Annotated in this window: 10 protein-coding genes; 3 read left to right on the forward strand and 7 right to left on the reverse strand. The window is 49.7% G+C overall.

Annotation, left to right across the window (positions count from 1 at the left end):
• Positions 1-7: 7 nt before the first annotated feature.
• The gene (yicI, locus tag M2277_RS21985; RefSeq protein WP_280755522.1) at positions 8-2,338 is read right to left on the reverse strand and encodes an alpha-xylosidase; all 2,331 of its coding nucleotides are present in this window, start codon (positions 2,336-2,338) and stop codon (positions 8-10) included.
• A 200-nt stretch (positions 2,339-2,538) separates the two neighbouring features.
• Here yicI and M2277_RS21990 point away from each other — a divergent pair, with 200 nt between their 5' ends.
• Positions 2,539-3,417 (forward strand): helix-turn-helix transcriptional regulator, encoded by an 879-nt coding sequence (locus tag M2277_RS21990; RefSeq protein WP_280755523.1) that lies wholly within the window; start codon positions 2,539-2,541, stop codon positions 3,415-3,417.
• Here the strand turns inward: M2277_RS21990 and M2277_RS21995 are convergent.
• Complete coding sequence (locus tag M2277_RS21995; protein ID WP_280755524.1) at positions 3,412-4,833, reverse strand: glycosyl hydrolase family 18 protein; 1,422 nt, start codon at positions 4,831-4,833, stop codon at positions 3,412-3,414. The genes M2277_RS21990 and M2277_RS21995 overlap by 6 nt on opposite strands.
• Before the next feature lie 304 nt (positions 4,834-5,137).
• Positions 5,138-5,890 carry a YqcI/YcgG family protein gene (locus tag M2277_RS22000; RefSeq protein WP_036643538.1) on the reverse strand — a complete coding sequence of 251 codons (753 nt, stop codon included), beginning with the start codon at positions 5,888-5,890 and terminating at the stop codon, positions 5,138-5,140.
• Positions 5,891-6,075: 185 nt separating this feature from the next.
• Here M2277_RS22000 and rnjA point away from each other — a divergent pair, with 185 nt between their 5' ends.
• Positions 6,076-7,794: a ribonuclease J1 gene (gene rnjA / locus M2277_RS22005; RefSeq protein ID WP_006212775.1), complete on the forward strand. Its 1,719-nt coding sequence runs from the start codon at positions 6,076-6,078 to the stop codon at positions 7,792-7,794.
• Positions 7,795-7,943: 149 nt separating this feature from the next.
• On the opposite strand, the gene M2277_RS22010 is transcribed toward rnjA, so the two are convergent.
• Both M2277_RS22010 and M2277_RS22015 read right to left on the reverse strand, forming a co-directional pair.
• Positions 7,944-9,167 (reverse strand): MFS transporter, encoded by a 1,224-nt coding sequence (locus M2277_RS22010; protein ID WP_280755525.1) that lies wholly within the window; start codon positions 9,165-9,167, stop codon positions 7,944-7,946.
• 66 nt (positions 9,168-9,233) lie between these two features.
• Positions 9,234-10,301, reverse strand: coding sequence for an ATP-binding protein (locus tag M2277_RS22015; RefSeq protein ID WP_280755526.1), 1,068 nt, complete (start codon positions 10,299-10,301; stop codon positions 9,234-9,236).
• A gap of 310 nt (positions 10,302-10,611) precedes the next feature.
• Between M2277_RS22015 and M2277_RS22020 the strand changes: the two genes are divergently transcribed.
• Entirely contained in the window at positions 10,612-11,232 is a 621-nt protein-coding gene (locus tag M2277_RS22020) for a hypothetical protein (RefSeq protein ID WP_006212779.1), read from the forward strand.
• Between the two features lie 126 nt (positions 11,233-11,358).
• Here M2277_RS22020 and M2277_RS22025 read toward each other — a convergent pair whose 3' ends face one another.
• Together M2277_RS22025 and pdxK are read right to left on the reverse strand one after the other, a co-directional pair.
• A complete protein-coding gene (locus tag M2277_RS22025; RefSeq protein ID WP_006212780.1) occupies positions 11,359-12,015 on the reverse strand; it encodes a YqaA family protein in 657 nt (218 codons plus the stop codon).
• A 259-nt stretch (positions 12,016-12,274) separates the two neighbouring features.
• Positions 12,275-13,087 (reverse strand): pyridoxine/pyridoxal/pyridoxamine kinase, encoded by an 813-nt coding sequence (gene pdxK / locus M2277_RS22030; RefSeq protein ID WP_036643640.1) that lies wholly within the window; start codon positions 13,085-13,087, stop codon positions 12,275-12,277.
• Between the last annotated feature and the right edge of the window lie 288 nt (positions 13,088-13,375).

Below are 13,375 nucleotides of genomic sequence, written 5' to 3' on the forward strand. Positions count from 1 at the left end.
TGTACTCTTATCCTGCCAGCACTGCTGAGAAGCTCACCGCTGGTTGTCCTGCTTCTACTTGAATCTGACCCTCTTGCAGACTCGCCCCTGAGCCCTCGACGGATGACACGGCTCCTGTCCCGTGCAGCCTCACGGAGAATGGCTTGCCGCTGCCTTCCACCACCGTAAAGTCAATGCGGTTTCCTGCGCGTACGGCCCGCACGACCAGCTCGCTCTCTCCGCTCATGCTGCGAACCGTGACGGATGCCTCGCTGCCGTCTTCCAGCGTATATAGACCAAGCTCTACACCGTCTGCATAGTCATATTCCGGACGGGCATCATTCGAACCGAGGGCAACAAACGAGTTGCCGCGTACAAACAATGGCAGTCCAAGGAAATCGTACGTTTCCTTGCGCCAGGATCCGCCCTCCACGGTGTCTCCTGTTAACAGATGCGTCCAGCGGCCCTGCGGCAGGTAGTACTTCACATCCCCCTTCTCGCTGAATACCGGTGCCACAAGCAGAGAATCCCCTAACATATACTGACGATCCAGCATCTCGACAGCCGGGTCGTCCGGGAATTCCAGGAACATGGCGCGCATGCTTGGTACGCCTTGCTCCGATGCTTGCACAGCCGTATGGAACAAATAAGGCATCAAACGGCTCTTCAGCTTCGTGAAGAAACGCGTAACGTCAACAGCCTCTTCGTCATAAGACCATGGCACCCGGTAGGAGCTGCTGCCATGCAGACGGCTGTGACTGGACAGCAGGCCGAATGCCAGCCAGCGTTTGAACACATGCGCTGGAGCTGTATTTTCGAAACCGCCGATATCATGGCTCCAGAAGCCATAGCCGCCGAGACCAAGGGACAAGCCCCCGCGCAAGCTCTCCGCCATCGATTCATAATCCGCATAACAATCGCCGCCCCAGTGCACAGGGAACTGCTGCCCGCCAACCGTTGCGGAGCGAGCGAACACCGCCGCTTCGTTCTTGCCGAATTTCTCGACTAACACGTTGAATACCACTTGGTTGTATAACTGGGTGTAATAATTGTGCATTTTATGCGGATCGGAGCCGTCAAAATAAACCACATCCGTCGGAATGCGCTCACCGAAATCTGTTTTGAAACTGTCAACGCCCATATCCGTCAGCTCGCGCAGGTATCCTGCGTACCATTCGCACGCATCCGGGTTCGTGAAGTCCACAAGCGCCATGCCCGGCTGCCACAGATTCCACTGCCAAACGTCGCCGTTCTCTTTTTTCACCAGATAGCCCTTCTCACGGCCCTCCTCAAAAAGACGCGAGCGCTGGGCGATGTACGGGTTGATCCATACGCAAATTTTCAGTCCCTTTTCTTTCAGCCGCTTCAGCATGCCTTCAGGATCAGGGAACACCTCTTCATCCCACTGGAAATCCGTCCAATTGAGCCCCTTCATCCAGAAGCAGTCAAAGTGGAAGACCTGCAGAGGAATATTGCGCTCCAGCATACCGTCAACAAAAGAGTTTACAGTGTCTTCGTCATATTGCGTGGTAAAAGACGTCGACAGCCACAATCCGAAGGTCCAAGCCGGCGGCAGTGCCGGTTTCCCCGTCAGATTCGTATATTTGTCCAGGACGCCTTTCGGGTCCGGTCCGTCGATGATGAAATATTCCAGGGACTCTCCTGGCACACTGAACTGCACCTTCTTCACTTTTTCCGATGCTACTTCAAAGGATACGAGATCCGGCTGGTTCACAAACACACCATATCCTTTGTTCGTGATGTAGAATGGAATGTTTTTATAGGCCTGCTCGGAGCTGGTGCCGCCGTCCTGGTTCCATATGTCCACAGCCTGACCGTTCTTCACAAACGAAGTGAAGCGCTCGCCAAGTCCGTATACCCATTCGCCGACGCCAAGGTCCAGCTCTTCGCGCATGTAGGCCTGTCCGCCGTCTTCCACGATATGCGCCATGGATTTGGCCCTGCTGCCGGTGATGCGCTCGCCTCCCCTATAGAAGTGAACCGACCATTCCGGCCCCTTCCTGATCACAACGCTCAGATTGCCGCTGCGAAGAACAGCCTCCTGCTCGTTCTCTTCTATGACCGTGTGGTCACCTTCATTCCCATACAATTGAAATGCAGGACCGCGATCTCGTACCCCCGCATAGTGAACCAGCTTAACGCCGATGACGCCGGGTGCCGGTGAATGAAATTGCACGGTGATCAGTTGGGCATTAATTGTGGCTCCTCTTCCCGGAATGGGTGCCGTAGATGCATAAGCCGTCAGCGTGTTTCCTTTTACCGCGAAATCATAAGCCTGAACCGCTCCCGAAACGGAGTAACCCTCCCGGATAAGCCAGTTGCCGTCCGTAAATTTCATGCTATATACCGCCCTTCTATATTTGGTAAATTGAACTTTATGATGTAAGCGTTATAATGTCATTATACTGATCTATTTTTACCCATACTATCAGTATTCGATCTATATATAGCACAATATTGACGCAAACTATCGGTTTACCAATTTCAATTTCAATATTAATTCCACTTCACGCATTCCAAGTCCAAGGGGGATTCCATATGGATCAATCTTTTCGTCAATCGTTAAAAGAAAGCACCATCCACGGGAATGAACGGTTTCCGTTCGGCGCCTACTGGTATCAATTTGCCCCCGGTGCCCATGTGGTAGACTCCCATTGGCATAAGGAAGCGGAAATTTTTTACGTCATGGAAGGGGAGGTTCTGTTTCAGATTGATTCGGAATATATTCCTGTTCGGGCGGGTGAAGCGATATTTATCGACGGAGGCGACCTCCATACCGGACATGCCCAGGGCGACCAAGGGTGTAGCTTCTGCGCCATGGTGTTCGATTTCGGCATGCTTGCAAGCCCCCACTATGATCTTGTTCAGGAGGGCATGATTATCCCGTTTCAGGAGCGGAGGGCAACCTTTCCAAGACGGATGACCTCCGAAACCGATGACAGGCTGCTTGGACATATAAAGGAAATGATTGGGTTATCGGAGCAAAAGCCTGCCGGTTATGAAGCCGCTATAAAGGGACATCTGTTTCTCATGTTGTTTGAAGCTGCATCCACTGGAAGGCTGGCAAACCGAAGCCGGAGCGAGACCGCTGATATCACGAGGACCGAGCGCTTAAAAAAGGTGATTCTCTACATTCAGAATCATTACCACCGCCCCATCCGGCTGAGTGAGCTGGCAGAGCTCATTCCGATGAGCGAAGGCCAATTCTGCCGGTTCTTTAAATCCATGACCGGGCAAACCCCCGTGGATTATATGAACTCCTATCGCGTTCGCCAAGCGGCAGAGCTGCTTCGGCAGCCGGACAATAAAATATCCGACATCGCACTCGATGTCGGATTTGGACACATCAGTTATTTTGTTCGGGTATTCCGAAAGATCATGAACTGCACACCATCGGAGTATCGGAAGAAATTATAATTTCGGTAAGCTTGGTATGGTCTGATTGCAATCCCCAGGTAGCGGCAAATTACGGCATACGTACTGTCCGGCGCTGTTCTCGTTCGCTGCTCCCGAAGGTGCAGGCTGGTGTACCCGCTGTTTCCAGAGCTGCCACAGCATGAAGCCATCATTGGCCTTTCCCTTATTCTTGATGTAATTAACCATCGTTTCTACATTATAATACTGTGTTGCGATGTTATTCTGTCCGTTCATCATCTCGGCATCATACACCGTCCCCGGTGCTGCATTTAGCTGCAGGACAGCGCCGCCGGAGCCCTCCGGTGCAATCTGCATGCCCATGTTGATCGGCCCGTTATATATCGCCTTATAAGATTCGTATCCTTCACGAGGATCGTAGTAGATGCCTCCATCGTAGGACATCAGATTAATGAAATTGATCTTGCTGCCATGATCCTTGACGACACGGTACATCGTGCCGCCAAAAGGGGAACCCCATTGAACTTTGCCTTCCTCAAACGGCGTTCCCTTCACATAATAAGCGCCCGTAGACCATCCTGCGATGGAGATCTGAAGATTGGCATTCCTTGCATTGATCTCGTTATAGAGGCTCGTAATAATGTCGGCGATCTCGCCATCCTTGGAGCAGCTGAACTGAGCGGCTGTTCCTTTGTTGCAGCTGCTGCCGCTGGACTCCCAATCGATGTCGACACCGGCCACACCCAAATCCTGTGCCAGATCCACAATGTTCTTGGCATTGAATCCGGACCACTGTGAGCCTTGGCTGTACGACCAGCCTCCTACTGACAGGAACGCTTTCGTTCCGCGGGCTCTCAGCGCCGCGATGTTGTTTCGAAGGTCCAGGGACTGCTGGGAAGTAAATTTACGCTGGCCGTTTGGCGTTGTTGCTCCTTCCACAAATTCCAAACCCGCAACGGCTTGGTCAAATGCATAAGAACCTTTGGCATACGTGGTATCTGGTCTTACAAATGCCAGATTGACATGGGTAATGTAATTGGGAACATTAGCCGTAGTCAGGTCGTATATGCTTGTATTCCAAGAGCTCGCGTAAGCAACATACATCCGGCTCCCAGGCAGCGGAGGATCAACAGGTGGGTCCACAGGAGGATCGACCGGGGGATCCACTGGCGGATCGACTGGTGGTGTTCCTGGATTGCAGGCCCCCAAGTCCTCCCATACGCCCCATTGTCCGGTCGTTCCAGGAACCTCGCCCTGCGTCCACCACTTCGCTTTCCACGCATGACCATTGTGGGTTACTATGTTGCCTCCACCATACACAGCCGAACTGCTCCACGCAGGCTCTGTGCAAGCCTCGGCTGCTTGGGCCTTGAACACTGGAAATACACTGAATACCAGTACAGCAACGATTCCGAGAATAAAACCTCTCATGGTTCTGGACATGCTGTTCATCATCATACAACTCCTTCCATTATTCTTATTAAAGCGTTTTCAAATCTGATAAAAGCTTCGTTCCATACACCTCCTCAGGTCTATACCAATGAAATTATAAAACGCACTTTAAGTGTAACTTGGTGGATCTTTGTACAAAAAGGATAAGATTTACTTATATAGGGGCAAAATCCTACACCCTAATGAATCCATATTTCCAATAAAAAGCCGTCACTCTGCAAATTTTCGCAAAATAACGGCCTTGAATGGATAAGCTTGGTTAACCCTTACTACAATTTAGGGTATGATGATAGCAGTGTGTTATTTCTTGTTATCTGTTGATCTCCTTGTGGAGCCTTGCAAACGGACATTTTGACAGCGATTCTGTGTTATCCCGCAGAAAATATTGCTTCCATTCATAATTATCCTCCGCCCCATAGAACTTTAAATCCGGATGAGGCGGTACGGGATCATATTCAACTAACCGCTGGCGAATCATGGCCTTTGTTCGTTCTGCTTGCCCTTCCCGGGCATTGAACTGCTGCAGAACCCAGCGGGGCGTGAAGGCAAGCATCATATAAGGGAAATATCTGCTCTGACGAAGCTCATGCGCGGGTGTGCCGCAATACACAAAATAAGGCTCGCCTGCATAACAAAATTCCCACAGATGTTCCGAAGGCTCCTCGGGGAGACCCTCCGGCCAAGGTTCTGCGTCGTATTCGGTTGTTCGGCTTAGCAGCTGCCAGAATAAACGCTCATAGTACTCGACGCCTGCCAAGTCATTCCTGCTATGTTCCGTGTTGATCAACACGACAAGTGAAGTATACGGCCCAAAATCTCTGGAGCCGAGTCCGAACTCATGCAGCAGTGAGGCCAGTTGTCCCGCTGCCTCCTGCGATTCGCCCTGATTAATAAAGCCATATCTAAAATGCTTCAGCACATGTCCCTGCACTGCCGGAATACAGGGGAATTTGGCGGAACGGTCCGTCATTTTCTCGGTTAGCTTTATTATCGCTTCACGCTGCCAGTCCTCCGGTAATCCATGAATAGCATCCATATCTTCCAACCTCATTAAACCGCTCATCACCAGTCCTCCTCTTTCTACAGCATATAAGAGTGGATAAAAATGGGTGACTGTCCCGGCCGAAATCCAAATGAATTTCGAAAAGCGTTTCACGAAGCTTGAACTTTCTGATATCTTAAGTAGAGAAGAAATATAAAATGACCAGGCTTCTGCCTTAATTACCATAGAGAGGATTCTTTCACATTATGTCTAAACCCCTGCTAACAGATCAGATTCAAACTGCCAAGCCTGCCAAAAAACCGAGGCCATCCGCTCCGCCTGTGCGCATCTTTGCGCTGGGGGGGCTTGGAGAGATCGGAAAAAACATGTACGGTGTGGAATTCAAGAATGAGATTATCCTCATCGATGCCGGACTGAAATTCCCGGATGCCGAAATGAGCGGAGTCGATTACATCATTCCGGATATCCGTTATTTAATCGATAACAAACACAAAGTGAAGGGTCTGTTTCTGACCCATGGCCATGAAGACCATATCGGGGCTATTCCTTATGTCCTTCGTCAAATCCAGATGCCGATTTATGGCGGGGCGCTGACCATCGGATTGGTTCGTGCGAAGCTGGAAGAGCATCGTCTGCTGGACCAAAGCGATCTGCGTGTGTTTCATGAAGACGAAACCATCTCATTCCGTCATCTTTCCGTTCATTTCTTCAGAACCACCCACAGCATTCCGGATGCCTTCGGGGTCGTGGTAGAAACCCCATACGGTCCGATCGTACATACCGGGGACTTTAAATTTGATTTTACGCCAGAGGATAGACCCGCTGATCTGCATAAAATCCTGCATATTGGCAAACGCGGCGTGCTCGCCCTTATGGCCGACAGCACCAACAGCGAGCGCGACGGATTTACGCCTTCAGAGCGTACCGTGGGCAACTCCATTCTGCGTCTGTTCCAGGAATGTCCCGGACGGATTTTGTTCGCAACCTTTGCTTCTAACGTCCATCGGTTACAGCAGGTCGTTGAGGCTGCCATCCGAACAGGACGCAAAATCGCGATTGTCGGCCGTAGTATGGAGAAGGTATTTGTCATCGGACAAGAACTCGGTTATATTCGCGTCCCTGACGGCATGTTTATCGATGCCAAAGCCGCTAACCGTTATCGGGACGACCAGGTGCTAATTATTTGTACAGGCAGTCAGGGCGAGCCCAATGCGGCACTGACCCGTATCGCCTCAGGTGCCCATCGTTCCATTCAAATTCATCCGGAGGACACCGTCATTTTCTCCTCCTCGCCGATTCCCGGAAACACCCAGAATGTAAACCGCAGCATCGATCTCTTGATGCGGGCCGGAGCAGAGGTCAAATACGGATCCATTCTCGATATTCACACCTCGGGTCACGGCTGCCGCGAAGATCTCAAGCTGATGATCAGCAGTTTGCGTCCTAAATATTTCGTACCGATTCACGGGGAGTACCGGATGATGCTCAATCACCGTCATCTGGCCGTGCAGGTTGGTGTTCCTGACAGCAACGTTTACTTGATGAACATCGGAAATACGCTGTCCCTGTTCCGCAACTACGCGCGGAAAGGCCGGAACATCCCTTCCGGAGACGTCTACATTAATAACGGTGAGCTTCGCACTCATGAAAAGGAATTGCTTGAAGAGCGGGTACAGCTCGCTCACGATGGCGTTGTCATCGTTGCCATTACCATCAATCGCGAAACGCGCAAGCTGATGTCCGGGCCGGAGCTGATCACCCGCGGTTTTGTCTATATGCAGGATTCCAAACCTCTTCTCCGCCGCGCAGAAGCCATGCTGCGCAAACAGTTGAACAAGGCCGGAGAGCAGCGTGAATACAACCGCGCGGCTTGGGAGCAGATGACCAACAACACGCTTAACCGTTACTTCAAGCGGGAGCTGGGCCGAAGCCCGTACATTATGCCTTCCATTATGGAAATATAAACGCTTCACGCCCTGCCGCATGAACAGAATCACCATACAAAAAGGGTGGACCCAAGGTATTTCATACCTTTGTGGGTCCACCCTTTTCTTACATTCAGTTCCTTGCTGTGAATAACAGAACAGCTATCGCTGCTTGCGATGCTGATTACTTAATCCGCAAGCTCCAGCCCTTTTGTTTCTTTTCCAAGAATCAATACCCCCGCAGCCCCGATTAGAATGGTCACAAAGAACATCACGAAGATGAACTCAATGCTGGTCCCGTTCTGCTTCAGCACACCGACGAGAAGCGGCGCAATCACGCCGCCAATCCGTCCGAAGGACGTCGCCAGCCCAACCCCTGTTGAACGTACTTTCGTCGGGTAGAGCTCCGGACTGTAGGCATAGAGTCCGCCCCATGCCCCCAGATTGAAGAATGACAGGGAAATCCCCGCAGCAAGAAGTGATGCTTCCGTATTGGCATAGCCAAACCAGATTGCACTTAGAGCCGTAAGCACCAAGTATGTAACCAGAACAAACTTCCGTCCAAACTTCTCAATAAAGTAGGCGGCTGTAAAATATCCTGGCAATTGGGCAAGTGTCATGATCAGCACGTACTGAAAGCTCCTGACCAGACTGAAGCCTTTGTCCACCATAACCGTCGGAAGCCACAGAAACATACCGTAGTAGGAAAATACGACTGTAAACCACAGCACCCACAGCATAATGCTTGTACGCCGATGTTCGACCGACCAGACCGAGGCTACCCGCTGTCTTAAGGTCACCTTCGTGGCCATCTTTGCCTTCTGCTGTATATACCTTGGCGAATCCTCAATCGCACGCCGCAGATAGAGTGCATAGAAAGCAGGCAGAGCTCCAATCACAAAGGCTGCCCGCCAGCCGTAATCCGGTATGACAAAATAGGCGATAAGTGCGGATAAAATCCAGCCCGCTGCCCAGAAGCTCTCCAGCAGTACAACCGCTCTTCCCCGTTCATTTGCCGGCATGCTTTCCGACACCAGGGTAGATGCAACCGGAAGCTCTCCGCCAAGTCCAAAGCCGGCGATAAAGCGCATAAAACACAACATAACAAAACCGGTAGCCAGCGCGGAAAGGCCGCTCGCTATCGAGAATATGAGCAGCGTCCAGAGCAGAATGTTCTTCCGTCCGTATTTGTCCGCCAAAAACCCAGCCATCGCCGCGCCAAATACCATTCCGATCGACGTTGTACTCGTCAGGATTCCAACCTGCTGCGAGCTTAGCGACCATTCGGTTGCCAGCGCTGCGACAACAAACGAAATCATTCCGACATCCATCGCATCAAACATCCAGCTGAGTCCCGCGCTGAACAGTAGCTTGCGCCGCTTCGGCTCTTTTAATAATTGCATGTTGCCCATATTGACCGCCCCCTCTCCTATATCTTTCTATAATGTAGAGCGAACAATACGTCTGGTCAAGCTGGATTATGCCATCGGCAAGATCACAGTGATGGTTGTACCTACCTGAAGCTTGCTGGAAACATGAACCTCCCCCTTGTGATCCTCAATCATTTTTTTGCTGATCATGAATCCCAAGCCGTTCCCTTTCTCCTTGGTCGTAAAAAAGGGCTCACCCAGACGGGAGAGAATAGACTCGGGAATCCCGCAGCCATTGTCAATGAAATGGATGGCGATGGTATGGCCTTCGCCTCTTCCCAGCCGAATGGTCAGCTCCCCGCCATCTGGCATGGACTCCACCGCATTTTTGATAAAATTAATAAACACCTGCTTCAGATGGTTCACATCGCAATCCACGCTGGCCTCGTGCGCTCCGAAATCCGTGATGATCTCAACGTTATGTATAATAGCCTGTGTATTCAAGAGTGTTATCACCTGCTCCAGGAGCTGCCGGATATCCGTACGTTCGAATTTCACACTCTGCGGCTTTGCCAGGAACAGAAGCTCGCTGACAATCAGCTCAATCCGTTCGATCTCTGAAGAGATAATATCGAAATATTGATCCTTCCGACCTGCACCGGATCGAATTAATTGGACAAATCCTTTGATGGAGGTCATCGGATTTCGGATTTCGTGGGCGATACCTGCCGCAAGCTGCCCGGCCATCGACAACTTATCGGACTGAATCAGCCTCTCCTCTTCCTGATGGGCGGCTCGCTTTAAATCGGTGATATCCGTAAAGTGAGCTATGTAGCCGAGCGTTCTTCCATCTCTGCTATGGGCCATGCTTAACCTGCAGGATACCCACTTGATGTCGCCTTTTTTATGTAACAACCTCTTCTCCATTTGCAGGGAAAGGGCCTTACCCGACACTAATTTCTCCAGTCGTTCCCTGTCCTTATTCACGTCTTCCGGATAAATCCAATGATAGTACGGATGGTACAGACATTCCTCCGCCTCATACCCTAATATGACACAAGCAGCGGGATTGATCTTGATAATGCTCCCCTCAGAATCGATGAATACCGTTCCGATCGGCGCAACTTCAACCGCCTGAACCATAAAATCATAGTTGAGACATTCACTATTCATCATCGTGGAGATCCTCCTGTCCTTCGTTGTTCAAATCGTTTTACATATTTCGAGATATAGGTTTGCTTCTCCTCTCCTCTTCTCTATATTAGAAAATATAAATAAAGCAAACCAAAGGATAATTTGGACATAAGGCGAATATATTGTTATGGAGTTTCTAATATATGGTGTCAATACCAGAGCTATTCTAGTGAAATTGAGAGAAAATGGTATTTTTTGACTTGAACGCCATCGCTTTTTCGTTTATTGTGAAAGAAAGCAAGTCATTTACAATTGCTAGTCGTTAGGACCGTTAACAAAGGAGTTTGCGAGTATGTACACGGAACAAGATATTTGGATTGTGCTTACAGGCACGGGCACCTGGTTCAGCAGAATGATCCAATATTTCACGAAGGCCCCACTAAACCATGCATCCATTGCGTTTGATTCCGAATTACGCGAAGTGTACAGCTTTGGCCGAAAGAAGGCAAACAATCCGTTTGATGGCGGTTTGGTTCGCGAGAATTTGCGCGCTCCATTCTTCTACACCTCGGAATGCGCCGTTTACCGCTGCCGCGTCAGTAATGAGGACTATCAACGCATGCACAATCTTGTCAAAGAGATGATGCGTGATCAGAACCGCTACAAATATAATCTGCTAGGGCTGCTGGGTATATTGTTTCGGATTCATATTGATCGTGATGATGCTTTCTTCTGCTCTCACTTTGTCGCTACCGTTCTCGAGCAAGCAGGCCTGCGGCCTGTGAACAAACCTTGTCACTTGGTAACGCCAGAAGATTTCGCCCATTCACCGCAGTTGAATGAAATCTATCACGGTCCTCTTCATGGTTATCTTGCTCAAGAAATGACCTCCCCGCTGTCCCCGACGCCGACCTTTGCTCCTGCAACAACCAAAGGCAGAGGCAAGTTCTTCCGAATCGGGAAAACGGGTTAATACCGAAATGTTTAGCTATGATATAAATAGGAACCTATAACATCTTGGAAAAAAAAGCAGCCGGGCGATCGCCCGGCTGCTTCTTTATATGTTCTTCACGGGATTTCCCCGACGTCGTGCTCAGGTTTAGGCTGATGGAGTCTGATCCGAGGTTTGATCCAGAACAACTGGTGTCTTCTCCACGACAGTTAAATTCGCTTCAGCCAGCTTCTGCTGCTCCATTTTCTTGCGCTTGCGTTTACGGTTGAAATACACGCCGACTAACAGAAGCGGAACGGCAATAAGCGCAATATACAAGGATACGTCCTTAACCATACCTTCGGCCGCGTTGCCATACAGGTAAAACAAAGTACCTACCACATAAAACTTGGTGGCTCTGCCAATCGCAGCATACGCCAGGAGCCTCCATAACGGGAAGTTCAAACAACCCGAAAGGATGGTGAACACCTTAAAGGGAACCGGCGTAAAGGAACCAATCAATATGGCCGCCTCGCCGTTTTTCTGAAACATGTTCGTTGCAGCGTCAATCCACTCTTTTTTCAAAATCTTGTATAATACCGACTTCCCAAGCAGCTTTCCGATTAAATAACCAAATGGCGTTCCCAGCAAGCACCCGATAAAACCATAAGTTGCAAGCCAAAGTGCATCCTGCGGATGAACAATACTTAGCGAAACTTGCAGAAAAAAGGCGGGTATCGGAAAAATTACAGCATCAGCAAATGAATGAATAAACAATCCCCATGGACCAAAACTCTTCAAAAAATCCAAAATGACCTGAAACATGTCTCAACCCCTAAATATTTTCTTCCTGTTTCTATCAGACCCTTTATAAATTATAGCACATAATTATACTGGAAAGGACCTAAGCCACTCCAGCCCTGCGGAAATACGTGAATAAATGAGCATGCCTTTGCTCCTATATAGTATATGCATCGAATTCAACTAACAACAAAAAAACCTTTCTTGCAGTAAGAAAGGTTTCTCGTCACATTGTGCAAGCCGGAATCAAAAATGAATAAGCTTGCAAAAAAATGTATTTTGTTTAATTTGCAGAAATACTGCGATGTGCCGAATGTCTTGTCGGACCCACAAAATCATTCAGCGGGAAGCCGTTTGAAATCGCCTGCGTGATGAAGGCCTTCGCTTGCTGTACCGACTCGCGCACGGTCAATCCCTTGGCAAGATTCGCTGTAATGGATGCCGATGACGTACAGCCTGCACCGTGAGTATACTTCGTCACGATGGTATCGGCCTCAAACCATTCAAAGTTCTTTCCATCATAGAGCAGGTCCATCGCTTTTCCTTCGCGAATTTTGCCTCTATCCTTAATCAGCACATTCTTCGCGCCGCGCTCGTGAATGATGGCGGCAGCTTCCTGCATCTGATCCAGGGACGTGATCGGACCGGATTTCGCCAATTGGGACGCTTCGAACAGATTTGGCGTTACCAGATCGGCACGCGGAAGAAGGAATTCCAGCATCGCTTCCGTATTTTCCGGCTGCAGCACCTCATCTGTTCCCTTGCATACCATGACCGGATCGATGACAATCCGTTTCAAGTCATAGCGATCGATATATTGGGAGACAAGTTCAATAATCTCAACAGAGCCGAGCATTCCGGTCTTCATTGCATCAATGCCGATGCCTTCAAGCACTGTTTTCAGCTGTGTTTCCACGATATCGAGCGCCACCGGGAAAACCTGATGATCCCATGTTTTCGGTTCCATGCAGACAATGGTGGTGAGAGCGGTCATACCGTATACGTCAAATTCCTGAAACGTCTTCAGATCGGCCTGGATGCCAGCACCGCCGCTCGTATCCGAGCCCGCTACTGTTAGTGCTTTACGTATCGTCATGTTCCATGTTCCCTTCGCTTGTAAAATGATGATTCTATTATATGAAAAGATCTTATTGGCGTCTATTCGCAGATGCTGACGAATTCTGAAAGATGCTGCATCACTCCGCATGCGGATTGTTCTTCCGATCGCTGTTGCCCCCAGATTTCATTCTGAATCACGAATAAATCGTTAAAATCCGGATGAGCCTATGCTTCCGATGCCAGCTTTCCTCTGGAAAGCTTTCAGGCGAACGCTTCGCTTCTCCAAAACAATTCCGCCTGCTCCGTTGGAGCATCGTGAGAGTTC

The organism is Paenibacillus sp. LBL, from assembly GCF_029893715.1.
GTDB lineage: Bacteria > Bacillota > Bacilli > Paenibacillales > Paenibacillaceae > Paenibacillus_AQ > Paenibacillus_AQ glucanolyticus.

What these genes read in the sequence shown, in the direction of transcription:
- yicI (WP_280755522.1), bottom strand. Translation starts at nt 2,338, where the DNA reads ATGAAATTTACGGACGGCAACTGGCTTATCCGGGAGGGTTACTCCGTT.
- M2277_RS21990 (WP_280755523.1), top strand. Translation starts at nt 2,539, where the DNA reads ATGGATCAATCTTTTCGTCAATCGTTAAAAGAAAGCACCATCCACGGG.
- M2277_RS21995 (WP_280755524.1), bottom strand. Translation starts at nt 4,833, where the DNA reads ATGATGATGAACAGCATGTCCAGAACCATGAGAGGTTTTATTCTCGGA.
- M2277_RS22000 (WP_036643538.1), bottom strand. Translation starts at nt 5,890, where the DNA reads ATGAGCGGTTTAATGAGGTTGGAAGATATGGATGCTATTCATGGATTA.
- rnjA (WP_006212775.1), top strand. Translation starts at nt 6,076, where the DNA reads ATGTCTAAACCCCTGCTAACAGATCAGATTCAAACTGCCAAGCCTGCC.
- M2277_RS22010 (WP_280755525.1), bottom strand. Translation starts at nt 9,167, where the DNA reads ATGGGCAACATGCAATTATTAAAAGAGCCGAAGCGGCGCAAGCTACTG.
- M2277_RS22015 (WP_280755526.1), bottom strand. Translation starts at nt 10,301, where the DNA reads ATGATGAATAGTGAATGTCTCAACTATGATTTTATGGTTCAGGCGGTT.
- M2277_RS22020 (WP_006212779.1), top strand. Translation starts at nt 10,612, where the DNA reads ATGTACACGGAACAAGATATTTGGATTGTGCTTACAGGCACGGGCACC.
- M2277_RS22025 (WP_006212780.1), bottom strand. Translation starts at nt 12,015, where the DNA reads ATGTTTCAGGTCATTTTGGATTTTTTGAAGAGTTTTGGTCCATGGGGA.
- pdxK (WP_036643640.1), bottom strand. Translation starts at nt 13,087, where the DNA reads ATGACGATACGTAAAGCACTAACAGTAGCGGGCTCGGATACGAGCGGC.